The organism is Bacillus sp. FSL M7-0307 (assembly GCF_038627835.1).
Lineage (GTDB): Bacteria > Bacillota > Bacilli > Bacillales > Bacillaceae > Bacillus > Bacillus altitudinis.
Genome location: NZ_CP152023.1, coordinates 3,292,708 through 3,316,659, shown reverse-complemented (window position 1 = coordinate 3,316,659; position 23,952 = coordinate 3,292,708). Strand labels below are relative to the sequence as shown.

General features: G+C 42.2%; 25 protein-coding genes. 13 read left to right on the top strand and 12 right to left on the bottom strand.

Annotated elements, in window-relative coordinates; genetic code table 11:
* Window positions 1-3: 3 nt before the first annotated feature.
* A complete protein-coding gene (locus MHI41_RS16950) occupies window positions 4-417 on the bottom strand; it encodes a MarR family transcriptional regulator (protein ID WP_008343328.1) in 414 nt (137 codons plus the stop codon).
* Between the two features lie 347 nt (window positions 418-764).
* On the opposite strand from MHI41_RS16950, the gene spoIIID reads away from it, so the two are divergent.
* The 4 genes from spoIIID (at window position 765) to MHI41_RS16930 (ending at window position 4,053) form a co-directional block, all read left to right on the top strand.
* Window positions 765-1,043, top strand: coding sequence for a sporulation transcriptional regulator SpoIIID (spoIIID, locus tag MHI41_RS16945; RefSeq protein ID WP_008343327.1), 279 nt, complete (start codon window positions 765-767; stop codon window positions 1,041-1,043).
* 185 nt (window positions 1,044-1,228) lie between these two features.
* Window positions 1,229-2,230 (top strand): cell shape-determining protein Mbl, encoded by a 1,002-nt coding sequence (gene mbl, locus MHI41_RS16940; RefSeq protein ID WP_007497573.1) that lies wholly within the window; start codon window positions 1,229-1,231, stop codon window positions 2,228-2,230.
* A gap of 134 nt (window positions 2,231-2,364) precedes the next feature.
* A complete protein-coding gene (locus tag MHI41_RS16935) occupies window positions 2,365-3,204 on the top strand; it encodes a flagellar hook-basal body protein (RefSeq protein ID WP_017360018.1) in 840 nt (279 codons plus the stop codon).
* A gap of 30 nt (window positions 3,205-3,234) precedes the next feature.
* Window positions 3,235-4,053, top strand: a complete 819-nt coding sequence (locus tag MHI41_RS16930; protein WP_007497568.1) for a flagellar hook-basal body protein — start codon at window positions 3,235-3,237, stop codon at window positions 4,051-4,053.
* Between the two features lie 14 nt (window positions 4,054-4,067).
* On the opposite strand, the gene MHI41_RS16925 is transcribed toward MHI41_RS16930, so the two are convergent.
* Entirely contained in the window at window positions 4,068-5,123 is a 1,056-nt protein-coding gene (locus tag MHI41_RS16925; protein WP_008343319.1) for a tetratricopeptide repeat protein, read from the bottom strand.
* Between the two features lie 219 nt (window positions 5,124-5,342).
* Between MHI41_RS16925 and fabZ the strand changes: the two genes are divergently transcribed.
* Window positions 5,343-5,777, top strand: coding sequence for a 3-hydroxyacyl-ACP dehydratase FabZ (fabZ, locus tag MHI41_RS16920; protein WP_007497564.1), 435 nt, complete (start codon window positions 5,343-5,345; stop codon window positions 5,775-5,777).
* A 126-nt stretch (window positions 5,778-5,903) separates the two neighbouring features.
* The gene (gene mscL / locus MHI41_RS16915; protein ID WP_007497563.1) at window positions 5,904-6,299 is read left to right on the top strand and encodes a large conductance mechanosensitive channel protein MscL; all 396 of its coding nucleotides are present in this window, start codon (window positions 5,904-5,906) and stop codon (window positions 6,297-6,299) included.
* A 224-nt stretch (window positions 6,300-6,523) separates the two neighbouring features.
* Here the strand turns inward: mscL and MHI41_RS16910 are convergent, their stop codons facing one another.
* Entirely contained in the window at window positions 6,524-6,934 is a 411-nt protein-coding gene (locus MHI41_RS16910) for a YwpF-like family protein (protein WP_003215215.1), read from the bottom strand.
* 117 nt (window positions 6,935-7,051) lie between these two features.
* On the opposite strand from MHI41_RS16910, the gene MHI41_RS16905 reads away from it, so the two are divergent.
* From MHI41_RS16905 to MHI41_RS16895, 3 genes are all read left to right on the top strand, one after another.
* Window positions 7,052-7,408 carry a hypothetical protein gene (locus tag MHI41_RS16905; RefSeq protein ID WP_008343305.1) on the top strand — a complete coding sequence of 119 codons (357 nt, stop codon included), beginning with the start codon at window positions 7,052-7,054 and terminating at the stop codon, window positions 7,406-7,408.
* Between the two features lie 391 nt (window positions 7,409-7,799).
* The gene (locus tag MHI41_RS16900; protein WP_342494774.1) at window positions 7,800-8,660 is read left to right on the top strand and encodes a Cof-type HAD-IIB family hydrolase; all 861 of its coding nucleotides are present in this window, start codon (window positions 7,800-7,802) and stop codon (window positions 8,658-8,660) included.
* A 153-nt stretch (window positions 8,661-8,813) separates the two neighbouring features.
* Window positions 8,814-9,602, top strand: coding sequence for an STAS domain-containing protein (locus tag MHI41_RS16895; protein ID WP_017360015.1), 789 nt, complete (start codon window positions 8,814-8,816; stop codon window positions 9,600-9,602).
* 72 nt (window positions 9,603-9,674) lie between these two features.
* Here MHI41_RS16895 and MHI41_RS16890 read toward each other — a convergent pair whose 3' ends face one another.
* Together MHI41_RS16890 and MHI41_RS16885 are read right to left on the bottom strand one after the other, a co-directional pair.
* Window positions 9,675-12,452, bottom strand: coding sequence for a DEAD/DEAH box helicase (locus MHI41_RS16890; protein ID WP_342494339.1), 2,778 nt, complete (start codon window positions 12,450-12,452; stop codon window positions 9,675-9,677).
* Window positions 12,439-14,046, bottom strand: a complete 1,608-nt coding sequence (locus tag MHI41_RS16885) for an SWIM zinc finger family protein (RefSeq protein ID WP_048002959.1) — start codon at window positions 14,044-14,046, stop codon at window positions 12,439-12,441. The genes MHI41_RS16890 and MHI41_RS16885 overlap by 14 nt, the downstream gene beginning before the upstream one ends.
* A gap of 186 nt (window positions 14,047-14,232) precedes the next feature.
* Between MHI41_RS16885 and MHI41_RS16880 the strand changes: the two genes are divergently transcribed.
* Together MHI41_RS16880 and MHI41_RS16875 are read left to right on the top strand one after the other, a co-directional pair.
* A complete protein-coding gene (locus tag MHI41_RS16880) occupies window positions 14,233-14,376 on the top strand; it encodes a hypothetical protein (RefSeq protein WP_003214884.1) in 144 nt (47 codons plus the stop codon).
* 114 nt (window positions 14,377-14,490) lie between these two features.
* The gene (locus MHI41_RS16875) at window positions 14,491-15,810 is read left to right on the top strand and encodes a UDP-glucose/GDP-mannose dehydrogenase family protein (protein ID WP_342494338.1); all 1,320 of its coding nucleotides are present in this window, start codon (window positions 14,491-14,493) and stop codon (window positions 15,808-15,810) included.
* A 40-nt stretch (window positions 15,811-15,850) separates the two neighbouring features.
* Here MHI41_RS16875 and MHI41_RS16870 read toward each other — a convergent pair whose 3' ends face one another.
* From MHI41_RS16870 to alsS, 5 genes are all read right to left on the bottom strand, one after another.
* Window positions 15,851-16,384 carry a chromate transporter gene (locus tag MHI41_RS16870; RefSeq protein ID WP_007497548.1) on the bottom strand — a complete coding sequence of 178 codons (534 nt, stop codon included), beginning with the start codon at window positions 16,382-16,384 and terminating at the stop codon, window positions 15,851-15,853.
* Window positions 16,384-16,944, bottom strand: coding sequence for a chromate transporter (locus tag MHI41_RS16865; RefSeq protein WP_058337158.1), 561 nt, complete (start codon window positions 16,942-16,944; stop codon window positions 16,384-16,386). Before MHI41_RS16865 ends, MHI41_RS16870 begins: the two co-directional genes overlap by 1 nt.
* A gap of 37 nt (window positions 16,945-16,981) precedes the next feature.
* Window positions 16,982-17,458: an Lrp/AsnC family transcriptional regulator gene (locus MHI41_RS16860; protein WP_017360010.1), complete on the bottom strand. Its 477-nt coding sequence runs from the start codon at window positions 17,456-17,458 to the stop codon at window positions 16,982-16,984.
* Between the two features lie 153 nt (window positions 17,459-17,611).
* Window positions 17,612-18,364 carry an acetolactate decarboxylase gene (gene budA / locus MHI41_RS16855; RefSeq protein ID WP_024718720.1) on the bottom strand — a complete coding sequence of 251 codons (753 nt, stop codon included), beginning with the start codon at window positions 18,362-18,364 and terminating at the stop codon, window positions 17,612-17,614.
* A gap of 53 nt (window positions 18,365-18,417) precedes the next feature.
* Window positions 18,418-20,118, bottom strand: coding sequence for an acetolactate synthase AlsS (gene alsS / locus MHI41_RS16850; RefSeq protein WP_017368183.1), 1,701 nt, complete (start codon window positions 20,116-20,118; stop codon window positions 18,418-18,420).
* 150 nt (window positions 20,119-20,268) lie between these two features.
* On the opposite strand from alsS, the gene alsR reads away from it, so the two are divergent.
* The gene (gene alsR, locus MHI41_RS16845) at window positions 20,269-21,156 is read left to right on the top strand and encodes an acetoin biosynthesis transcriptional regulator AlsR (protein ID WP_008343276.1); all 888 of its coding nucleotides are present in this window, start codon (window positions 20,269-20,271) and stop codon (window positions 21,154-21,156) included.
* Window positions 21,157-21,215: 59 nt separating this feature from the next.
* A complete protein-coding gene (locus MHI41_RS16840; protein WP_282833341.1) occupies window positions 21,216-21,833 on the top strand; it encodes a flavin reductase family protein in 618 nt (205 codons plus the stop codon).
* A 233-nt stretch (window positions 21,834-22,066) separates the two neighbouring features.
* Here the strand turns inward: MHI41_RS16840 and rbsB are convergent, their stop codons facing one another.
* Window positions 22,067-22,984, bottom strand: coding sequence for a ribose ABC transporter substrate-binding protein RbsB (rbsB, locus tag MHI41_RS16835; RefSeq protein ID WP_017368181.1), 918 nt, complete (start codon window positions 22,982-22,984; stop codon window positions 22,067-22,069).
* A gap of 13 nt (window positions 22,985-22,997) precedes the next feature.
* Complete coding sequence (rbsC, locus tag MHI41_RS16830) at window positions 22,998-23,951, bottom strand: ribose ABC transporter permease RbsC (RefSeq protein ID WP_008343271.1); 954 nt, start codon at window positions 23,949-23,951, stop codon at window positions 22,998-23,000.
* Between the last annotated feature and the right edge of the window lies 1 nt (window position 23,952).

Sequence of the window (23,952 nt, the reverse complement as noted above, 5' to 3'; positions counted from 1 at the left end):
TTCCTATTCAGTTGATAATTTGTGTAAAAGTGTATGGAGGAGTTGTTTTTCTTCGTAGGTAAAATCTGAAAGACATTCTTCTTCAAATTGTTCCATCGTCTGTTTGATTTTTTGAAACTTTGCTTTTGCATCGTCTGTCATGACGATGAGATTCTCACGTTTGTCTTTTCCTTGGACTCGTTTCACCCAGCCGTTTGCTTCTAGACGCGTCACGGTTCTGGTAATCGTCGGTGCTTCGACGTTCAAATAGGTCCAAATGTCTTTTTGCGTTTTAGGGCCGAATGTATCCAAACAAAAAAGTACAGTCCACTGGGACATGTACAAGTCATAAGCAGCAAGCGCTTCGTTCGCTTTTTTAGACAGCAGCCGCGCGCTTTGATGTATTTGATGTAAACACTCTCTGTTTAACGTATCCATAGGCTCACCTTTATTCAATATTTATCTAGGTAAATAAAATCACCTTTCCTATTTTACGTGTTACACCGATGCTTGTAAAGTGAAAATTTTCGCCACTCGAAATGATTTTTTGTTTTGTCTTTTCTGATAAATCCCTTGTCCCATCTTCATTTTTAGCATATTCCCTATGCAATGCTAATACACTGTTACAAACCTGACAAAGAGAGTGTTTGAGGTGAGGGATCGTGTTTGGCATTTACTACCTAATGGATGAGAAATTAAGACGAACAAGCGCCGCTGAAAATGGATAATATTGATACGGATCTCATTTCACACTTCTCACATCCATTTTAGGGAGGTCGAGTGGTGTGCACGATTACATCAAAGAGCGAACAATCAAGATAGGAAAGTATATCGTGGAGACAAAGAAAACCGTTCGTGTAATTGCGAAAGAATTTGGAGTCTCTAAAAGTACTGTACACAAGGATCTAACAGAAAGACTGCCAGAAATTAATCCAGATCTGGCTAACGAAGTGAAGGAGATACTGGATTATCATAAATCAATCCGTCACCTGCGAGGGGGAGAAGCCACAAAGTTAAAGTATAAAAAAGAAGAAATTTTAGAAGGTGAGCCTGTAAAACAGTAAGCTTTAGTTCTTTGTTCATAAACATGATATATATATCTTCCTCTTATCGGTAGTTTCTAACCACAAATTTTGTAAAGACTTTTGTAAAGAAATATCTTTTTTTCTGCAAATTATGATAGAATATATAATTAGGGCAGAATGTGGTATTTGCTATGGAAACAGATTTTCAAGGAGGATATATATAGATGTTTGCTAGGGATATTGGAATTGATCTTGGTACTGCAAATGTACTGATTCATGTCAAAGGAAAAGGAATTGTGTTAAATGAACCATCTGTTGTCGCTCTTGATAAAAACAGCGGGAAAGTATTAGCTGTTGGAGAAGAAGCGAGACGTATGGTTGGACGTACGCCTGGGAATATTGTTGCGATTCGTCCATTAAAAGATGGCGTAATTGCTGATTTTGAAGTAACTGAAGCGATGCTCAAGCATTTTATTAACAAATTGAATGTGAAAGGGCTGTTCTCTAAGCCGCGTATGCTCATCTGCTGCCCGACAAACATTACATCTGTTGAGCAGAAGGCAATCAAAGAAGCTGCTGAAAAAAGCGGCGGGAAGCATGTATTTCTTGAAGAAGAGCCAAAAGTAGCAGCAATTGGTGCTGGTATGGATATTTTTCAGCCAAGTGGAAACATGGTCGTAGATATTGGAGGCGGAACGACAGATATCGCTGTCATCTCGATGGGTGACATTGTAACCGCCTCTTCTATTAAAATGGCTGGAGACAAATTTGACCTGGAAATTCTAAACTACATTAAAAAAGAGTACAAGCTGTTGATCGGTGAGCGAACTGCAGAAGACATTAAGATCCAAGTTGCAACGGTATTCCCAGACGCACGTCACGAAGAGATTTCGATTCGTGGACGAGACATGGTGACAGGATTACCAAGAACGATTACCGTCACAAGCAAAGAAGTAGAAGAAGCATTACGTGAATCTGTATCTGCCATTGTTCAGGCTGCGAAACAAGTTCTTGAAAGAACACCACCTGAATTATCAGCTGATATCATTGACCGTGGCGTCATCATTACTGGTGGCGGAGCGCTTCTAAACGGGCTTGATCAATTGCTTGCAGAAGAGCTGAAAGTACCAGTTTTCGTTGCAGAAAATCCAATGGATTGTGTAGCAGTTGGTACTGGCGTGATGCTTGATAATATGGACAAGCTGCCAAAGCGTAAACTCAGCTAATGATTTCCCTCATTCTTTTTAGAAAGAATGGGGGATTTTTATTAAAGAAGCCTGCCAATATGCCGATATATTTCATAGAAGATTGTGTACTGATGATTTTAGGTCATGTGAAAGAATTTGAATGAGGTGAGCACGTGTTAAAAGGACTATACACCGCAACATCTGCCATGATCGCTCAAGAGCGGCGGACAGAAATGCTTTCAAATAATATCGCAAATGCGAATACTCCAGGCTATAAAGCAGATGAAGGGGCCATGCGCGCATTTCCAGAAATGCTGCTAAGCCGAATGGAATCAGGACGTTTCCAAACATCTTCAGGCAAAGGCTTTAGTATCCCGCAGCAAACGGCGATCGGCGGAATTAATACGGGAACATACATGCAGGAATTGATTCCCCAATTTACACAAGGAACATTAAAAACAACGGATCAAACAACTGATATCGCATTAGTAGAAAATAATGTACCCATCAACCCGGAGACAAATCAAAAGTCAGCGCTTTTTTATGCTGTGAATACACCAGAAGGCGTTCGTTATACGAAAAGCAGTTCCATTACATTGAATGATCAAAATCAGCTGACGATCAATGGACGTGCCCTTCTTTCCGTGACGGGCCAGCCGATTACCGTTCAAAGTGAGAATTTCAAAGTGAACGCAGATGGAACCGTGAGTGAAAACGGACAAAACCTTGGACAAATTGATGTACGTGTTGCAATGGATACAAGAAACCTTGCGCGTGAAGGAAATGATTTATACCGTACAGCTGATAACCAGCCTCTTCCAAGTGCGGTCAATAACGGTCAAATGTCCTATACATTAAGCCAAGGTGTATCAGAGCTGTCGAACGTTGATGTGACGAAATCATATACAGAAATGACAACAGCCTACCGCGCATTTGAAACAAACCAAAAAGTGGTTCAGGCATATGATAAAAGTTTAGAAAAAGCAGTGAATGAAATCGGAAGAGTGTATTAATGAAGAAATGAAAGAGAGAGGAGGATTCTCATGCTTAGAACGATGATCAATGCAGCTGTGTCGATGAACGAGGTGCAAAAGCAGCTTGATATCATTAGTAATAACATCGCAAACAGTGAAACAACAGGGTATCGCGCGAAAAACACCCGTTTTTCAGAGCTGGTCAGACAACAGTTTAATCAGGTAGATGAAAAAAATGAGCAGGTGGCAAACAGTCGTCTGACACCTGCTGGTTTAAGGCTTGGAACTGGTACGATGGTCAATGCATCCATTAACTCATTGCAAGGGTCTATTAAAGAAACAGGCCGTGACCTTGATGTTGCATTTGGTGCGCCATCTCAGTATTTGCAGGTCAATGCTGGCGGTAACATCCGGTATACAAGAGATGGCTCTCTTTATTTACAGCCAGGAAATAATCGGAATCAAGTCCAGCTGGTGACAAGCGAAGGCCATCCGATTCTTGACGAAAACGGGAATGAGATTGTCTTAAATGCGAATTTCCGTGATATTTCTATCGATAAAAATGGCCGGCTTACAGCTATTTCTCGAGGCAATCAACCGAATCAGCAGGTGAATCTTGGGGTTGTTCAAGTGAATAATTCTTCAGCACTCATCTCTGAAGGAGAAAATTTGTTCTCAGTCGACGGCAACTATCAAGGCGCTTTAACGGCACTGAATGGGGCAAACCGTCAGGCCATTCAACTTCAGCAAGGTGCACTTGAAACGTCGAATGTGGACATGTCTAAAGAATTAACAGACCTCATGACAACACAGCGTTCGTATCAGATGAACTCAAGAACCATTACGATGGGCGATCAGATGCTAGGACTCATTAATACCATTCGATAATGAGCAGGCGGATGTCAGCCTCTCATGATAAAAAAGGCGGCTCGCTCAAAGTCGCCCTTTTTTTTATAAAAATCTGAGACATCTGCAAGCAGATCTTCAAGATCAATCCAGGCTTCTTTTCGTTCAAGACATGTGACGAGTGTAGCAATCTGTTCATCTGCCTTGGGCGTTTGGCTGTAAAGAAGGAATAAGATTTGGAACTTGATTCTTAATAGATCAAATTGGGCATCAACGGCTTCTTTTAGCCCTTTTTGAATATATTTCATTCCTTCATCAGTTAAATTCTCTTTAAAGCAGGAACGCACAGTTTCATAGAGACACGATACATAGGAGTGGGCAGATTTCCGGTATGCTGGGAGCCGAAGCGCTTTTTTAAAGTATTCTAGTGCTTCCTTATGACGGTTTTGTCTTGACTTGATAAAACCAGCGTCATAATACACGATACCAAGCAGTTCTTGGTCATCAATCATTTTCACGTATTCGATAATTTCAATAAAAATAGCTTCTGCTTCTTCATATTTTTTTTGGTCACTAAAGTTAAGTGCGAGCACAATTTTGCACCGATAAATGCTGTGGATATCCCCGTGCTTTGCAAAGATATTCATGGCTTTTTCAACATGTCGAATGGATAACAGTGAATAGCGGTTGTTATAATAAACACCACTTGTACGGAAATGAAACTCTGCTTCCTCTAGCTCATCGTCTAGCAGGGGCAGTTTCTCTTCTGCTTTTTCAAGATAATGAATGGCATCATTTTGATCGCTCTTTAAAGATTCGTATAAACCGAGAAAAAAGTAAAAATAATATTGTAGTTGATCGTTCATTTGATCTTTGTGGAGCATGAGTTCATGCTTCAGTTTTTCTAAGTCTTCTGTTTGGTTCATCCAGAGCTGATGGCGAAAAAGCATAAGCTGATAATGTAAATGAAGCTCCTGTTTCTTTGACAATCTACGTTTATATTTGGTTAAGGACGTTTTGATCTCTTCAGCCTTCGAAAAGTGTCGATGTTTTAGCATTGTATACCACGAATGGAGAAGTTTTTTAATGGATTTATCGCTTATAAAATTCATTTTTACCCTCTTATTCAATCAATGATGTAATATATATTACCATATTTGTGAAAAAACGATGAGTGTAGAGTGGATTATATTTCATGACAATAGGTAATAATAGATGTTATTTTTTACCATAATTGTTGGCTAGACATTGAAAAATGACTGCATTCATAATATACTTCAATAGGAATCAAATGAAGATTAGCGATATAGAAAAGAAGGAGAGATCAAGACATGCTTGATGCTCAGCAAATTCAAGACATTATTCCACACCGTTATCCATTTTTATTGGTTGACCGTATTTTAGAAGTTGATGGTGAGAAAAGAGCGGTTGGAATCAAAAATGTCACAGTAAATGAAGAATTTTTTAATGGCCATTTCCCAGGATACCCCGTCATGCCGGGTGTGCTTATTGTAGAAGCGCTCGCTCAAGTTTTTGGGGTCATCATGTTAGGTAAAGAAGAGAACAAAGGGAAAATTGGTTTGTTTGCAGGGATTGACAGCTGCCGATTCAAAAGACAGGTCAAACCCGGCGATCAGCTACGTTTAGAGGTTGAAGTCACACGTCTTCGCGGTCCAGTTGCCAAAGGAAAAGCAGTTGCAACAGTAGATGGCGAAGTGGCATGTGAAGCAGAACTGACATTTTCTATCGGTCCGAAAGTATCGTAATGTGTCTGACGGTTCATCATGTATGAACCGTTTTTTATATGGAAACATTCAGCCAAAGCGGATAAGGACTTGCTTTTTTGACAAAAAAACGTCATATTAGACAAAAAAAGATGAAGGTGATAAACAATGCTGAAAGAATTTAGAGAGTTTGCCGTCAAGGGGAATGTGATTGACCTGGCTGTCGGTGTCATCATCGGGGGAGCATTTGGCAAAATTGTCACTTCTCTTGTGAATGATTTAATTATGCCGCTTGTTGGTATTATTGTGGGGGGGCACGATTTTAGCGGATTGTCTATTAAAATCGGTTCTGCTCAAATTTTGTATGGAAGTTTCATTCAAACAGTGGTCGACTTCTTGATTATCTCCTTTTCCATTTTTATCTTTATTCGTTATTTAAATAAATTAAAACGGAAAAAGGTAGAGGAAGAAGAAGTGGTTGAAACGCCAGATCAAACGGAAGTGTTGTTAACCGAAATTAGAGATTTATTGAAAAATCAAAGCCAATCGAAAGATGTGCAATAGAAAAAGAGCGGCTCATCCCGCTCTGAGCGTGTAGACAAACCCTCGCATTCTTTGTCAGGGCTGTGCTCCGGTGCTCACGAATATTAAATTCGCTCTGCTCCGGTGCTCGCCCTTCCTTGACTTCAAAGGTTTTCTATCAAGCTGAAAAGGAAGACAAAGGGCTAAAATAAAGTTCATTTTAGCCCTTTGTCAACCATCTAAGAGCGGCTCATCCCGCTCTTTTTTTATGTGTTCTGTTTAAAAGCATCCAGCAGTTTTTCTCCTGACAGCCCCTCTTTGACGAGGTCTTTTAATACTTCTTCGGTTTCTGTTCTGTAACGATTTGTGATCATTTTACCGTCGAGTAATACAGATATGTTTTCTTCTAAGGCAACGATGTTTTTGACTTGGACCGATAGATGAACAGGGCGGTTGTTTTCTTTTGTAATCGTCACGAGAATCTTTACTTCTGTATGCTGCTGGAAGAGCACCTCAAACACTTGTCTATGCTTCTTTGGAATCAGTGCCTCGATCATCCAGTGGTTTTCGCCATCTTCTTTATTAATGATTAAGCCGTCACGAAGGGGAATGCTGGACATTTTATCTTGCTTTGGATCAAGTTCGATTTTTAAATCAATCAGCCTAAAGGTTTTCATATTTATCACCTCACAAGCGTTCATTATTCGTAAGTATCATTATAGCATACAACATCTGTATAAATGAAACCGCTACCTACTCAGAACTAGCTGCATATAAGTGAAAGGAGATGTTTTATGGAGTCCTATCAACTTCGAAACATACATATTGGTGAGGAAAAGGAAAGCAATGTGAGGGTCTATACATGGGGAGACATTCTCTCTTTTTGTGATGTGTATATGGAAGAAGGGGAGTCCCTCACTTTTCAATACGTGACAGACGATCAAATGGACTGTTTTGAATTTCAATTGTCCATTCATGATGGAAGGCTTTGTTTTTATTGGTTTGCATGGGACGGGTCTGACTATATTCACATGCCTTCTAGTAATTGGATTCATTCAGATGTTTTTTATCAATTTATGAAAAATAAGTATTTCGTCAAACAAAATAAGATGATGTTTTATACGCAAGCGGTAAAAAGTAAAAATGATTGAGGAAATAAAGAATTTGAAGAACGATTTTGTCATTTTCGTTTTTTGTCTCTTATGCTATTTCTCAGTAGACTAGGGTTAGCTGAAAGGAAAGGAGGCAAAAGGCAAAGGTCTAGCATCTCGTGGCCCCCCTCTAGCTATAGCTGATAGACTTTGTCTTGTACACATATTCACTGCGTAATAGTAGAACCAAGGTTTCTTTGTATCAGTCATGTGTCCCCTGTGAATCCCCTTATGCGTATCCGGTCATGTAGCGTGACCGGGTACTCTTATATTCATTGATAAGCCGATCATCCCTTGCAAATAGTGGATACTCATTTCATAATGATGATGGATTTGATAAACGGAAGGTCAACTGAAAATGAAGGCAAAAAAGGAGAGACCGATGACAAACATTCAATTAATCGCAACGGATTTAGACGGAACTTTATTGAACAGTGAGCACAAAGTGAGTCAGGAAAACGAGCAGGCGTTAAAGGAAGCAGCAGCGAGCGGGATTGAGGTTGTCGTTTCAACAGGAAGAGCGTATTTTGATGTGAAATCTATTTTTGATCAGCTTGGGATGAATACGTGGGTCATCAGTGCAAATGGAGCTGTGATTCATGATCCCAAAGGTCAGGTATATCATTCGGCTGTTCTAGAAGAAGAAAAAGCAAAACACATCTTATCATGGCTTGAGGAGCGTGATTATTATTATGAAGTGTTTACGAATGAAGCCATTTACACACCAAACCGCGGCAGAGAGCTTCTGGCGATAGAAATGGACCGCTTAAAGAGTGCAAATCCAGAAACGGATCAGCGTGTTCTTGAGCAAGCGGCTGAAGTTCAATACAGCCAGTCAGGTTTTGCTTATATTGATACATATCAAGAATTGTTTCGTGAGGATCAGAAGCTTTCATTTTATAACATCTTAGGTTTCTCATTTTTTCAAGACAGATTGAAAGCCGGATGGGATGCGTTTGGACATGATTCTGAATTAACATTGGTTAGTTCGGCTGATCATAACTTTGAAATTGGTGCAAAGGAAGCGTCGAAAGGGCAGGCGTTAACCAGGCTGGCAGAAAAGCTCGGTATTCCATTAAACCAAACAGCGGCTGTAGGAGACAGTTTAAATGATGAATCGATGATTCGGGCAGCTGGGGTTGGAATTGCAATGGGAAATGCGAGAAAGGATATAAAAGAATTAGCTGATCACGTCACGTTAACAAATGATGAACATGGTGTGGCACATATGATTCAACATCTTTTGAAATAATTGAATCGTATGTATTTGTATAAATGACATAGGATGAAGCGCATTCTACAAAAGAGGAATTCAGAACTACTTCTATTTACACCTGCTATGGAACATCATATAATTTAATTATGAATATAACCCGCTTGTAAGGAAGTTAAGGAGAGTAAACGAATGGCGCTGGAATCTTATAAGTCCGACAATCTGCATTTAATCAAGGAAGCCTTAGACTATACTCAGGTTGGCCTGACGGTGACGGACCCGTCTTTACCTGATAATCCTTTAATATATGTGAACAAGGGCTTTTTAGATATGACAGGCTATCAAGAAACCGAAGTATTAGGAAAGAACTGTCGTTTCCTTCAAGGAGATGAAACTGAACAGATTGCTCTCAAACAAATTAGGGCAGCCATTGAGAACAAAGAGGCTGTCACTGTTCAGTTGAAAAACTATAAAAAATCCGGACAAATGTTTTGGAACGAGTTAAGTGTGGCGCCTCTATGGATTGATGAAAATGAAGGGAAACGCCTTTATTTCGTTGGTCTGCAAAAGGATGTTACGAAAGAGAAGGAACAGCAAGAGCTTCTTGAGCAATCCATTGATGAAGTATTGAATATTTCTGTCCCGATTGTTCCGGTGAAGGATGGTATTTCTGTACTGCCGATCATTGGTACGTTAACAGCGCCAAGATTTGATAAAATCATCTCAACGGTCTCCACTTATATCTCTCAATCCAAAGACGATTACTTCATTGTGGATCTGTCTGGTTTATTAGAGGTGGATTCATTTGTGGCGGATGCGATCTTTAAGCTGAACGATTTGATTTTAATGACTGGCACAGAACTGATCGTGACAGGTATTAAACCCAATCTTGCGATGAAAATGGGAGAAATGAGAGAGGACTTCCGTGAGTTGAATACGTATATGAATGTGAAATCTGCATTGAAAAAGCTGCAAATTTAAGCATTCCTTTATATGAGATTAAAAAAAGAGGACTTTTCATCAAGTTTGAGAAAAGTCCTCTTTTTGCTGTCATTAAGATGATTGAGCGGCTGCACTTAACGTGAATAAATCTTCTAGTTCGTTCGTTGACAGCTCTGTAATCCAGCTTTCACTTTGGATAATTTGATCATTTAATGTTTGTTTTGTTTCTAGCATTTGATCAATTTTTTCCTCTATCGTGCCGGTTGTGATCATCTTATGGACGTGAACAAACCGCTTTTGCCCGATGCGGTAAGCACGGTCTGTTGCTTGGTTTTCTACAGCAGGATTCCACCATCTATCGTAGTGAATGACATGATTGGCGGCGGTTAAGTTTAGTCCGGTTCCTCCTGCTTTTAAAGAAAGAATTAAGATGTTGAACTCTTTTTTCTGGAAGCGTTCCACCATTTTGTCCCGATCATGTTTTGATAAGCTCCCATTTAAAAATTGAACTGGTTCTCCAAACATCTTTTCAGCCAGCTGTTTGATCATGTTGCCCATTTCAATATACTGCGTAAAAATGAGACAGCTTTCTCCTTGTTCGTGTATGGCTTTTAACAGCTCTGCTAATTTATCCATTTTTAATGAACGTTTCAACAATTTCACATCTGTCCCGCTCTCTTTTAAATAAAGAGCAGGATGATCGCAAATTTGTTTGAGTCTGCCAAGCATACTTAAAATGATGGCTTTCCGCTGCATCCCTGTTAATGAGGCCATATGTTCGAATGTATCTTTGACCAGCTGTTCATATAAAGATGCCTGCTCTGCGGATAACGGGATGAATTCTTTTTCTTCTAGTTTCTCTGGCAGATTGAGTGCGACTTCTTCATCTTGTTTTGTTCGTCTTAATAAGAATGGCTTGATCAGCTGCTGCAGCTGTTGGATTCTTTTTTCTTCACGGTCTTTTTCAATCGGAAGGACGAACTTTTTATGAAAACTGGTCAGGCTGCCGAGATATCCTTTGTTCACGAAGTCGAAAATAGACCAAAGCTCTGTCAAGCGGTTCTCCATCGGTGTCCCGCTGAGGGCAATGTGGTGCTGTCCTTTTAATTGCCTAATGGCTCTCGATTGTTTCGTATGGGCATTTTTAATGTTCTGGGCTTCGTCTAAGCAAATGGTATTCCATTTGGCTGCTGTTAATTCATCACGGTCAGAATGTGAGAGACCATACGAAGTGAGGACGATATCTGTTGACTCGTATGCTTTTGTAAAGTTCTCACCTTGTGGACGTGACGGTCCATAATGCAGAGCGACATTTAAATGTGGTGCGAATGTTTCAAGCTCTCTTTGCCAGTTCCCTAATACGGAAGTCGGTGCAATGATGAGAGATGGAGCGGCGTTTTGTTGATGCTCCTTCAAATAGGTGAAATAAGCGATCATTTGAATCGTTTTTCCAAGTCCCATATCATCTGCTAAACAAGCCCCGAATCCATGAGACCTTAAGAACAGAAGCCAGTTGACACCGTGCTGCTGATACGGGCGCAGTGTGCCCTTAAAGGACTCACTCATCTCGTAGGATGGCAGCTCTTGTGTATCATTTAACTGATGAACAAGCCCTCGTAATTGAGACGAAAGTTCAAATTGAATATGGCCAAAGGCCGAACTGTCTAGCAGCTCAGGAATCGACTCAGAGGAGGCTTCTTGGTCTGCGAGTTCACGTGACAAAATATCCGACATATGAAGTCCTTCGTTCTCAGCGCGCTCCATCCATTTCTTCATTTGCTGGATAAAGGTCGGGTCGATTTTAATCCATTGTCCACGAATGTTGACAAGACGACGTTTACTTTGAACAAGCTCGTTGAACTCATCTTCTGTCAGCTCAATACCGTTTGTGGCAAAGCGCCAATTAAAGTCCATAAGGGCATCCATTCCAACGTGCGATTCGCCTCGTGGTGTGGAGGAAATCCGTGCTTTTAGCATCATGGTGCTTTCTTTGACGATCTGCCACCATGATGGGAGCAGGATCTCAATCCCCATGTTCACAAGTGTTTCACTCGCTTCAGATAGGAAGAGCCACGCTTCTTCTTCTGACATGAGGGTCGTACCAGATGTAAATGAGAGCCAAGGGACAATCTGACCGAACCGCTCCAGTTCTCTGGTGATTTTTTCTTGAAACGGACGCCATGATTTTTTTAAAGAACGGATGCCTTCAAAGAAATGCAGATCACTGTTTTTCTTATCACGCAAAAACAATTCAATTTTCCAATCATCCCCGTCGAAATCAGGCTCATTTAAACGCAAGCCGACAGTGAAAGGCGTCTCATCATCAATCCAGCCGATCGTTTCCAAGAAATCCTGTTCATCTAAAAAATGTCCTTGGAAGGAGGAAAGAGCAGGCGATTGTGCAGTCATTCGGTTCCATTTGTGCTGCAAGGCATCATCATATTGAATGTAATCCTGTACGGCAAAGGAGAACCAATCAGCTGTGTAGCCGTCTAACAGGCCTTCTTTGTCTTTAAAGCGAAGCATGCCTTTTGTCCATGCCTCGAAATCTGGGACAAAATCTTCATCCTCGATGAATTCGTAAATGGTTGAGGCTGTTTTCATAAGCGGCTCTGTTTCATCCGTTAACGTCACATGGCTGAAAGTATTGAATGAATTTTTCCCTAGCAATTCAACGGTCATCCAAGGACTTAACAGGAAGGCAGGTGTGCCAATAAAGCTCACATCTTCTAAGAATGTTCCGTAAAAAGATGATTCGTGCCATTGGAAAAGCTGCCTCTTCATTTCATTTAGCGGTACAGGCTGTCCGTCCTCTGCTTGCGCTGAAATGGTGAAAGAGAAATCTTCGGTTTGTTCTGCATGAATGACAATTTGTTTATGGCGTGTCATCAATTAATTTTCCTTTCTTCATTTCCTCTTGGAACGCACGCAGCCGTTTTGTTGAATCTTGCAGCTGCTGTACATATCTTTCCCACACCGCGTTTTTTTTCGTTTTATGATAAAGCGTACGCAGTTTTTTGAGCATTTTCACAGATTCCCGGTAAGCACTTCGATTCTTTTGATCGAGAAGCAGTGAGATTTCCCGGTGGTACGAAGGAATGAGTGCTTCAGGCTCTTCCTTTGCAATCTGTTTGATCAGTTCTTTCTCCAATTCACTGATGGAGAAACCGACGAGGCTGTGTATTTCAATCCATTCTGCATAGCGTTCTTGTGCATATAAGAGCTGACTATATTCAGTAAAGGCATAAGGCATACAGATTTGGAGATAGCGTTCATACAAGAAATGATCTTTCGTCTGTTTAAAGTACGCGTCTAAATAAAAGAAGAAATCGCTGACGGCTCCACGCAGTTCTCTATAAGATAGGTCAAGCTGGCAATATTCTTCTAATACATATGTGATCTCTTGATACCAAAGTTTGAGACGCTTCCAGTCCTTTCGGTTTGTGAGATCCTTTAGCCAATTGAGCACATTTGGCAGCATATCTGCATTGAGCAATTTTAATTGCTGGAAGAGTCTTTCGTCTTCTTTTAGCAAATAATCCATATGCATCAGCCCAATGGTGCGCTCAACCGTTTGCTCCTGCTGTTGGGCGCTCTTGAGTAATTCTGTTTCTTTTTTGACCCATTTCCCTCTATTTAATATAGTTCCCCAAATTTCCATAAAGACCGCAACTCGTTCATGCTGGAAAGGTCCGCTGATTTGAAGAAGTGTCCGAACGGCAGTTGGTGTGTTTTCAAGAAACGGATCGAGGGAAAAGGAAAGGGCGTATGTCCTCAAATGATCCACTGAATCAAAAATGGTGTTCATGAGCTGTTCTACATATGGATTCATCGAATAAAAGTCTTTTTCGGCATCAAGGCGGCCGAGGTCGATTAGCTCATGGAGCCTTAACCACACATCGATGGACGTATGAATCGCATACAAACTCTTGAATTCAGGTGAAGTGGGTGCGTGTTTTTTCAGGATCGATAAATAGCCATAATACAAATGCTGTGGTGTTTGCTGGTGCTTCGGTGTCCGTTTCAGCCAGAGGTGAAATTCCTCCTGGAAAAAATTCAGCCAGCTCTGAAGTGATTGTTCATCTGGGCGCTTCACTTGGAAGTGCTGACGAATGAGTTCTTTGCTGCGCTGTAATTCATCCTTCTCTGACCAATTTTCTGTAAAGCCGGTCACACTCTCTACTTGAGCGTATAGCGAAAAGAAGACAGCGAGGATGTGTTTACATAGTCCATCAGCTGGACATGAGCAGCTGCTTCTCACTGGAAACAGCACATGAAGGTGGACTCTTGCTGCCACGACATCATGTACATAAGCTGACCATTCGGTATCAGACTCTTGCTTGAGCCGATATACGCTGTCCTGTCTATAAGTAATCAATGCTTTTTTGATGAGTTGCTTGTTTTCATCTGTTGCAGGAAGAAGTTCTTTGATCTGTTCGGCTGTTTGTTTGATTTCTTCTTCGTTGATGTTGTGCTGAAGCATTTGATCCGCTCCTAACCAAGTAAAAGATTCCAATTCTTTTATTATAGCTCAATGGTGATTTATAAAAAAGTTTTTCATGAAAATGGTCATAAATTTCAAAAGCTGTCGAATGATGTATTAGAGTATTGCATAAACCAACCATACAGCATATAATATTGAAATTAGTGGAATCGAAAGGATACAGACATGGATAATAAGGGTTTAAATCAAGAAGAGTTTTTAAAGATTTTGATGTACGCTCATGATATTGGTGAAAATTCAAATGATGTCACAACAAAAGAAATGCTTGAAAATTTGATTGCTCATATTCGAAATGGCCTTGTTTCATAAAAGTAGCCCCCTGCTCTCTCAGCAGGGGGTTTTTGTATGCTTTTATGAATGGAACGAAAATCCCCGGCATACGATGACATTACAAGCATAAGGAGTAGGGGGAGCTGATGTGTCATGAAGGTTGCGATTGCAGGCTGTGGGTATGTAGGGCTTGTCACAGGTGTGTGTTTAGCAGAGGCGGGTCACGACGTGACATGTATGGATATTGACCGGCGGAAGGTCATGCAGCTGAAGCAAGGGAATCCTCCGATGTACGAGCCGGGATTAAAAGAACTGCTCAAACGGAATATGGAGCAAGGACGCATTCGTTTTCAAATTAATGGAGCGTCAGCCTATTCGCAGGCTGACGTGTTAATGATTGCTGTCGGTACCCCGCAACAGGCAGACGGTCAAGCTGATTTGCAGTATGTCTTTCAAGCGGCAAAGGAGATGGGCTTACAAGCAAAGCCAGGCGCAGTGCTTGTCGTGAAAAGTACAGTGCCTGTCGGAACGGGCGATCAAATTGATCATTTGATTCATCACGTGTTAGGTCGTAAGGAGCCATTATCTATCGCATCGAATCCAGAATTTTTACGAGAAGGGTCTGCCATCTCAGATACGCTGCGAGCGGATCGGCTGGTGATTGGAGCCGAAACAAAGAACGGATTAGATCAGCTAGAGTCTATGTATGCGGATTTCCACATTCCATTCGTGAGAACAGATCGGAAAAGCGCAGAGATGATCAAATACGCATCAAATGCATTTCTTGCCACAAAAATCAGCTTTATGAATGAAATTGCTTCGATTTGTGGAAAAACGGGAGCTGATGTTGAGAGAGTTGCAGAGGGGATGGGACTCGATCAGCGGATTGGTGCTTACTTTCTTAGGGCAGGCATTGGTTACGGAGGTTCCTGTTTTCCGAAGGATACAAATGCCCTTGTCCAAATTGCAGGGCATGTGTCCCATGATTTTGAGCTATTGAAGGCTGTCATCAAAGTCAACAATGAGCAGCGAGCAAGTTTTGTTCGAAGTGTGAAGGAGCGGATGGGAGAAAACTTGGAAGGGAAGAGAATGGCTCTCCTTGGCCTTTCCTTTAAGCCGAATACTGATGACATGAGAGAGGCGCCGTCAATCCCAATCGCTCATCAGCTCCATCAATTAGGAGCGGAGATCGTAGCCTATGATCCTGCTGCCGCTCGCAATGCAGCTCAAGAACTGCCTGATCAAGTCTTTTTTGCTCAAACGATTGAAGAGGCGATAAAGGATGCTGATGCTGTCTGTATACTAACAGAGTGGGCGGATATTCAGTCCTTTCCACTTTCAGCTTATAAAGATTTCATGAGGCAGCCGATCATTTTTGATGGCCGGAATTGTCATACGCTTGAAGCGGCAGAAGCAGCTGGTGTCGAGTATCATTCTATTGGGCGCAGGCCTGTCTCTCCTATTTATATGTAATGAGAAAAACCGATAACTTCACGTGTTATCGGTTTTTGCGTTAATGCGGAAGAATGAATCCGCCATATAAAAATGCAGCCACTATTAGAAAAGCAGGGTGCAATTTGAATTTGGTCATAAAGAAAAATGAAATGGCGGCAATGGCAAGTGATTGCGTCCAGCCAATGGCTTTCACGGCATCTCCGCCAATTTCCCATGTTAATAAAAGCATCATCATCGCAATGACAGGCTGTACAGATAAAGTCATGCCTTTGACGACAGAAGATTGGCGAAAACGATCAATGAGTTTTAGCAATAAAATCAATCCAATAGCAGACGGTAGGACCGTCGCAAGCAGTGCAACGATAAAGCCTGGCCATCCCATGACATCATAGCCTACATAAGCCGCAATTTTCGTAGCGATTGGACCTGGAAGTGCGTTGGCTAATGCGAGCATATTGGAGAACCCTTCGTTTGTCATCCAATGAAAATGATTGACGATTTCTTCATAATTGAGTGGAATGGAGGCAGGTCCTCCACCATACCCTAACAGATTGGATAAGAAGAATGCCCAGAATAAAAAGAGAATCAGCATCACGAAGACACTCCTTTCTCTTTATTTGTTCGATTCCAGCGATCTTTCAGTCTAAAATGAAAGGCACCATAACATAAAAAGATGATGACAATGATTCCTGGATGAATCGAGAGTACTTGAAGACCGACAAATGCCAAAAGGAATAGGGCGATTCCGAAGATCATGCCGAAGCCCTTCAACGCTTTTTGTCCAAATTCATATGCCATCATTCCTAACAGAACGGCAATCACTGGTGTCACAGCACCGATCATATTTTGAATGATGACTGAAGAGCTTAAGACGCTGACAAGTGTAACAAGTGCCACCATAGCGAGACATGTCGGTAAAATATGTGCAGCTGTTGCAACAATGGCGCCAGATACACCTTTTAATCGATAGCCGAGGTATGCCGACATTTTCGTAGCAATCGGTCCAGGTAATGCGTTGGCGATGGCGAGTGTTTCTCCAAATTTGTCATCATTGATCCATTTGTATTTGACGACCGCTTCATGGCGAATGAGCGGGATCACAGAAGGTCCTCCGCCAAATCCCAGAATACCGGTTCGCACCATGGCGATCATGAGTTCAAGATATGATTGCAAGTGGTTCAACTCCTATCTACAATTTCATGCCCATTCGGCTTTTGTATCGTTTAATGAGCATTTGACAGTCAACACTGACGACGCCTTCAAGCGGGTACAGCTTCTTTGTCAGGAACGTCTCCATTTCCTGTTCATTTTGAAAAATGCCATGCATATGCAGTTTGCTTGGTCCTGTCATATGATAAAGGCTTGTGACGGCTGTTTCCTGCTCAAGCTGAAGGGCGACTGTTTCTAAACATTTCGGCTCAACCTCTACGTTAAAAAAGACAGAGACATGAATGCCGATCTTTGCTGGATTAATGACAGCGGTGAATCGTTCAATGACACCTGCTTCAATGAGCTGCTGAATACGGGCTTGTACAGCAACACGGGAAAGGCCGACTTGTTTCCCTAGATCCGTGTAGGACATACGCCCGTCCTCGTGTAATAAGGAAAGAATTTGTTTATCTCTTTCATCTAATGTTAAGTTTGGAATGCGATATTCATGTGCCACCGTATAACCACCTTTCTTCTGTTGATATTCTATCATATTTTATTACGAATAGAATGTTTGATTTTTAATTGAGTAACGAAATGAAATAATAAAAGAAGATAACATATCTTTTTGCATGAAAAAACACCCCAGTATCACCGGGGTGTGTTCATTTTATTTTTCTGGGCTGCTTTCCGCACTGGCAATTTGTTGTGCAAGGTCAGCACGATCAATGTCTGCTTGGAAGAACTCCTGCGTATTTGGAAGGTGTAAATTCATGTGACGTTTTTGGGAAATTCGAATGGTCACTTGATCCACAGTGTAATCAAATACATGCCCGCCTACGCTGCGATCATCATCAATAAAGTGGAGATGATATCCGCTTACCGCAATGCCATGTGCGTACTGTGGTGTACGGAAGCCTGCGATCGTCCCGCGAATATTTTCAAAATCGAAAATAGGCTGTGACTTGACTGCTTCCACCATCGGAACGTAAGGTTTTTCCTGTTTTTCAACCGTACGGGTTTGAACCTTTTTGAATGACCCATCGATGCGGATCGCATAAAAGACATTTTTGCTTGGTAAGATTCGGTCGATTTCTTCCTCTAGCTCTTTGGACGTCATCGGTGCATCAATTCGATGAACGATGTCCGTTTCAAAGAATGCTAGAGAGCAGAATGGTGAATAATCTTGATCGGTTACTGGTGTGGCTGTTCCATCAGAGCGCAGTCGATAAAAAGCGCCATCAAAGCCGATTAGTTCCCCATCTAATTGATTGAATGTGCCAATGCCAAAATCACCGTGCTCGGGAATATGTGATAGGGAGAAATCTCCATCGTATACGGCTTCCAGCAAGGAGGTCATGGTCGATACTTGATAGACCTCTTGCTTTTTGTCCTGCGGTATTGTGTTGTTTTGTTGATTCATTGGGTGCATCATACCCATATCCGCTCACTCCTTTAACGTAATGTATCGAAGTCTTATCTGACGTTCGTTGTGTGTTTTTCACGAAAGACTTCTGGCCATTTTTGACTGGCGAGGTCTGGGTTGTCTTGATAGTCTATCGGAATATCAATAATAACGGGTCCTTCTATGTTTATACCCTTTTGAAGGACAGTTGAAAGCTCTTCAGGTGAGTTGACACGTAATCCAGTTGCTCCAAAGCTTTCTGCATATTTCACTAAGTCGATCTGACCGAACTCAACACAAGACGTACGGTCATACTTCATTTCCTGCTGGAATGCCACCATATCGTATGTGCTGTCGTTCCAAACGAGATGAACGAGATTTGTTTTCATGCGCACGGCTGTTTCTAATTCCATGGCGGAGAAGAGAAAACCGCCATCACCTGAGACTGAAATGATCTTTTCATCTGGATTCAATATGGAGGCTGCAATCGCCCATGGTAATGCCACGCCAAGTGTTTGCATTCCGTTACTCACTAGGAACGTGTTCGGTTCATAAACACGGAAGTGGCGAGACATCCAAATGGCGTGAGATCCGATATCACATGTCACTTTCGTGTCATCTGGGATGATACGTCTCAACGTATGAATGACATCCAGCGGGTGTGATAAATGACTTTCTCTTTCTGGTGCTTTTTCGATATCACTTAACAGCTCTTGTAATTCTGTGACCAGATCTACGTTCTTTTTGCATAATGAAAGTGGAACGCTGTCGTGGGCCAGATGTTGCACCGTTTCAGATATATTGCCCACAAGCTCAAGCGTCGGTTCATAGAAATGGTCAATATCTGCCTGCATGTCATCCACATGGATGATGTGACGCTGCTGCGGTTTCAAATTCCAATGCTTCGGATCGTATTCGATTGGATCAAAGCCAATAGTTAAAATCACATCCGCTTTCTCAATGAGAAGGTCCCCTGGCTGATTACGGAATAAGCCGATTCTGCCCACATATTGAGGCTCAAGCTCTCTTGAGAGAACGCCGGCTCCTTGGTACGTTTCGACAAATGGGATACCAAGTGTTTTTAATAATGTTCTTGTCGCATTTGCCGCAGCTGGACGGCTAGCTTTCATTCCCACAATTGCAACAGGTAAGTGCGCATTTTGAATTTTGGCGATGGCCGAACTGATGAGAGCATCCGGTGCAGGACCTAGTTCTGGAGAAGGGTGAGCAGACACTGGTGTTTGTGTGGTGTGTTCGGTCACGACATCTTGTGGAAAGCTGATAAATGCTGCTCCAGCTTGACCTCTTTGTGCCGCGCGAAAAGCATTTGTTAATGCTTCTGGTATATTGTTTACGTCTTGTACTTCAACGCTATATTTTGTCACTGGTTTGAATAATGCCGCATTGTCGAGTGATTGATGTGTTCGTTTGAGTCGATCCGCACGGATGACGTTTCCAGCGATTGCAACAACAGGGTCACCTTCTGTATTGGCTGTTAATAGACCTGTCGCTAAATTGGATGCGCCAGGACCTGATGTGACGAGACAAACGCCTGGTTTGCCAGTTAAACGACCGACAGCTGCTGCCATGAATGCCGCATTTTGTTCGTGTCTGCATAGCACAAGCTCTGGACCTCTGTCTTTTAATACATCAAATACTGCATCAATTTTTGCACCTGGAATCGCAAAAACATGGGTCACACCTTGGGCAATGAGCGTATCGACAATCAACTCTGCTCCTCGTTTTGTTAGGGGTTGTGTTTGAGAATTCATTTACCCCGCACTCCTTTCGGCAAGTAAAATTTTTTATGAAAATATATTTTCATGATATGATTTACTATACATTTCACAAAATAAATTTTCCAATATATGTTTAACGTAGTTTTAATATGTTTCACGAATAAGTGTTTGAGGAGTGAAAGGATGGAACTGAGACATTTGCAGTATTTTGTCACAGTCGCGGAGGAGCTGCATTTCGGCAGAGCGGCCGCACGATTGAACATGACACAGCCTCCACTTAGTCAGCAAATTAAGCAGTTTGAGGAAGAATTGGGATTTCCTTTGTTTCACCGGTCTAAACGGGTGGTGGAGTTAACAGCTGCTGGAAAGGTTTTTTTACATGAGGTCCGGGGGGTGCTGCATCAGCTTGATAAAGCCGTTGATCATGCCCGGCATACGGCAAGAGGGGAGCTTGGGAAGATTATCATCGGTTTCGTTGGTACAGCGACATATGATATTCTGCCGCCAGTTGTCCGTGAATTCAGAGAGCTGTACCCCTCTGTCAGTATTGAGCTGCAACAGCTCTCTGTCCCGCAGCAGCTTGAGGCGCTTTTGAATGGTGAGATTGATATTGGTTTTTTGCATCCTACATCACCGCAAGAAGAATTGGTCAGTCGTTTAATGAAGCAAAGTGAATGTATTTTTGCGATTCCGAAAAACCATCCGCTGGCGGAAAAAGAAGCGGTCACGATTGAAGATATTCGTGATGAGCCGATTATTTCTTTATCAAAGGAATCATGGCCGTCCCTTTATCAGCATTTTGTCCTACTTTGTGAAAAGTACGGATTTTCACCCAATATCGTGCAGGAAGCAGCAGAATATCAAATGGTCATTGGTCTTGTCACAGCGGGAATCGGAATTGCTATCATTCCAACATCGGCCCGGCGTTTATTTAATTTAGATGTGGTGTATCGGTCAATTGAAGGTGAGCAGCTACTCGCGGAATGGACCATTTCTTATAGACGAGAAAATCATAATCCGGCATTGTTTCATCTTGTCCATCATATTCTCCATCGTGCTGAGCCGGAATAAGGGAAGAGAGAACGGGGTATGGTATGATGTCGTTACATACAAGAGGAGGCATGTCTGAAGTGATTACATTACAAATGGATCAGTTGTCACGAAAAGAAGCATATAAAGTATTATCTGGTTCCGTCGTTCCAAGACCCATTGCATTTATTACAAGCCTTTCTAAAGAAGAAGTCGTCAATGCTGCACCATTTAGTTTCTTTAATGTCATCAGCGGTCATCCTCCGCTGATCGCTGTTTCTATTGGACGTCGTCAAGGAGAGATGAAAGATACAGCAAAACATATCATCGACAGGGAAGAATTTGTTGTCCATGTGAGTGATGAAGCGATGATTGAAGATATTAATGAAACAGCTGCTACTTTGCCAGAGGAAGAGAGTGAGCTGACTCGTACCGGTCTTCATCAAGTGAAGAGCAGCGTGGTGTCAGTGCCAGGAATCAAGGAAGCACGCATTCGTTTTGAATGTCAGCTGGAAAAACATCTGATCTTTCAAAATGATGAAGGGGAGATCACAGTCGATCATATCATTGGCCGGGTGGTGTGTGCGCATTTAGATGAGTCTGTCTATGATGCGGAAAAAGGATATATTTTTACGAATGAATTAAAGCCAGTCGCGCGCCTAGCAGGTAATGATTATGCCCATTTAGGCACGCCATTTGTACTGAAGAGGCCGGAATAACATCTAAAACCCCCGAGGCTATCGGGGGTCCAGCGTGTAGACAAACCCTCGCTTCTTTGTCAGTCCTGCGCTTCGGTGCTCACGAATGTCAAATTCGCTCTGCTCCGGTGCTCGTCTTCCTAGACTGCAAAGGTTTTCTATTACGCTGAAAAGAAAAAAAAGTGCTAAAATAAAGTTCATTTCAGCACTTTGTCTACAATCTAAAACCCCCGAGGCTATCGGGGGTTTAGTGTTTATTTCTTTTGTTCTAGTTTCAATGGTGCGGCGATATTTTTTTCTACCTTTTTGCCTTTTAATACATCGTCAGCAGCGCCGACTGCCAGTTGACCGATCAGCTCTGGCTGCTGTGCGACTGTTGCAGATAGTTTTCCTGCTTTGATCGAGTTGAGTGCATCTTCGTTACCGTCAAAACCGACGACAAGAATGTCTTTTCCAGAGCTTTGGATGGCCTCTAGTGCGCCAAGCGCCATTTCATCATTGTGGGCAAAAACGGCTTTGATGTCAGGGTTTCCTTGAAGAAGGTTTTCCATCACGTTGAGCCCTTTTGTCCGGTCGAAGTCAGCGGCTTGTTTTGCTGTGACATCTAACTTTTTGTCTGCAATTTGATGGAAACCTTTTCCTCGTTCACGTGTCGCAGAAGCACCTGGTACACCTTCTAGTTCAGCCACTTTTGCGCCTTTACCAACCTTGTCGATGATAAAGTTAGCGGCCATTTCGCCGCCTTTGATGTTATCGGAAGCAACGAGCGCTTCAACCTTTCCGCTTTCTGCGGAGCGGTCTAATGTGATGACCGGTATGTCTGAAGCATTCGCAGATTCGACAGCCGTTGATATGGCAGAGGAATCGGCTGGGTTAATGAGTAATGCATCAACCCCTTGTTGAATTAAATCTTCTACATCACTCGTTTGTTTCGCTGAATCATTTTGTGCATCGGCAATGACAACTTCGATGCCAAGCTTTTTCGCTTCTTTTGTCACGCCGTTTTTAAGAGAAACGAAGAATGGGTTATTTAAAGTCGAGATCGACAGTCCGATTTTAATGTCTTTTTTCTTGCCATCCTTTGTTGATTTGGCCCACTCTGGCGGTTCAAGCGAGCAGGCAGAGAGCATGAATAATGAGAGAGTCACGATCAGGATTACATATTTTTTCATAGCAGCTGCCTCCTTAAGCAGATTTCTTTCTGTCGAGTAGGACTGCAATCAAGATGACAATCCCTTTCACAACAGACTGATAGAATGATGAAACACCAAGTAAGTTCATACCATTGTTCAAGACACCAATAATGAGCACCCCGATGAGTGTGCCGACAATTCGTCCTCTTCCGCCGGATAGGCTTGTCCCGCCAAGTACAACGGCAGCAATTGCATCAAGTTCATACGACGTACCGGCTGTTGGCTGTGCTGAGTTGAGACGAGATGTTAAGATCGCACCTGCTAAAGCAGACATAAAGCCTGCTAATGAGTAAATCATGATTTTGACGCGTGGTACTTTAATGCCTGAGATGAGGGCTGCTTTTTCATTTCCGCCAATGGCATACGTTCTTCTGCCAAAAGGTGTTTTATGAAGCAAGACCCAAAGTACGATAAAGGTGAGAAGCATGGTGATCGCTGGAACAGGAATTCCTAAGAAATATCCACGGCCAAATAGCTGAAATGCATAGTTAGAGCCAAGCCCTGTAATTGGGTTTCCGTCTGTATAAACAAGCGTCAATCCTCTGAAAATCGTCATCGTCGCAAGTGTTGCGATAAAAGGAGCCATTTTTCCTTTTGTGATTAAAAGACCGTTGATCATTCCAAGGATGGCACCGATGATACATCCAACAATGATGGCAAGAATCGGGTCCAAACCAGATACAATAAAGCCGGCAGTCAGAGCACTAGACAGCGCTAGAATGGCACCGACAGACAAATCAATTCCTCCGGTTAAAATAACAAACGTCATGCCAAAGGCAATGAGGGCGTTAATGGAGATTTGTCTCAGTAAGTTTAAAATGTTTAATGGTTCTAAAAAGGCCGGATTTAAGATAGAAACAATGGCGACAAGGATGATGAGTCCTAAGAATGGCCCAAGCTTTTGCATGATGTGATCAAATCGTCCATTTGAAGTAAGTGGTTTCATG

Coding starts and splice junctions, on each gene's coding strand:
- mbl (WP_007497573.1), top strand. CDS start 1,229: ATGTTTGCTAGGGATATTGGAATTGATCTTGGTACTGCAAATGTACTG.
- MHI41_RS16895 (WP_017360015.1), top strand. CDS start 8,814: ATGGCGCTGGAATCTTATAAGTCCGACAATCTGCATTTAATCAAGGAA.
- MHI41_RS16890 (WP_342494339.1), bottom strand. CDS start 12,452: ATGACACGCCATAAACAAATTGTCATTCATGCAGAACAAACCGAAGAT.
- MHI41_RS16875 (WP_342494338.1), top strand. CDS start 14,491: ATGAAGGTTGCGATTGCAGGCTGTGGGTATGTAGGGCTTGTCACAGGT.
- MHI41_RS16930 (WP_007497568.1), top strand. CDS start 3,235: ATGCTTAGAACGATGATCAATGCAGCTGTGTCGATGAACGAGGTGCAA.
- budA (WP_024718720.1), bottom strand. CDS start 18,364: ATGAATCAACAAAACAACACAATACCGCAGGACAAAAAGCAAGAGGTC.
- fabZ (WP_007497564.1), top strand. CDS start 5,343: ATGCTTGATGCTCAGCAAATTCAAGACATTATTCCACACCGTTATCCA.
- MHI41_RS16880 (WP_003214884.1), top strand. CDS start 14,233: ATGGATAATAAGGGTTTAAATCAAGAAGAGTTTTTAAAGATTTTGATG.
- MHI41_RS16865 (WP_058337158.1), bottom strand. CDS start 16,944: ATGATCGCCATGGTGCGAACCGGTATTCTGGGATTTGGCGGAGGACCT.
- alsS (WP_017368183.1), bottom strand. CDS start 20,118: ATGAATTCTCAAACACAACCCCTAACAAAACGAGGAGCAGAGTTGATT.
- rbsB (WP_017368181.1), bottom strand. CDS start 22,984: ATGAAAAAATATGTAATCCTGATCGTGACTCTCTCATTATTCATGCTC.
- MHI41_RS16910 (WP_003215215.1), bottom strand. CDS start 6,934: ATGAAAACCTTTAGGCTGATTGATTTAAAAATCGAACTTGATCCAAAG.
- MHI41_RS16950 (WP_008343328.1), bottom strand. CDS start 417: ATGGATACGTTAAACAGAGAGTGTTTACATCAAATACATCAAAGCGCG.
- MHI41_RS16925 (WP_008343319.1), bottom strand. CDS start 5,123: ATGAATTTTATAAGCGATAAATCCATTAAAAAACTTCTCCATTCGTGG.
- MHI41_RS16870 (WP_007497548.1), bottom strand. CDS start 16,384: ATGCTGATTCTCTTTTTATTCTGGGCATTCTTCTTATCCAATCTGTTA.
- mscL (WP_007497563.1), top strand. CDS start 5,904: ATGCTGAAAGAATTTAGAGAGTTTGCCGTCAAGGGGAATGTGATTGAC.
- alsR (WP_008343276.1), top strand. CDS start 20,269: ATGGAACTGAGACATTTGCAGTATTTTGTCACAGTCGCGGAGGAGCTG.
- MHI41_RS16905 (WP_008343305.1), top strand. CDS start 7,052: ATGGAGTCCTATCAACTTCGAAACATACATATTGGTGAGGAAAAGGAA.
- MHI41_RS16885 (WP_048002959.1), bottom strand. CDS start 14,046: ATGCTTCAGCACAACATCAACGAAGAAGAAATCAAACAAACAGCCGAA.
- rbsC (WP_008343271.1), bottom strand. CDS start 23,951: ATGAAACCACTTACTTCAAATGGACGATTTGATCACATCATGCAAAAG.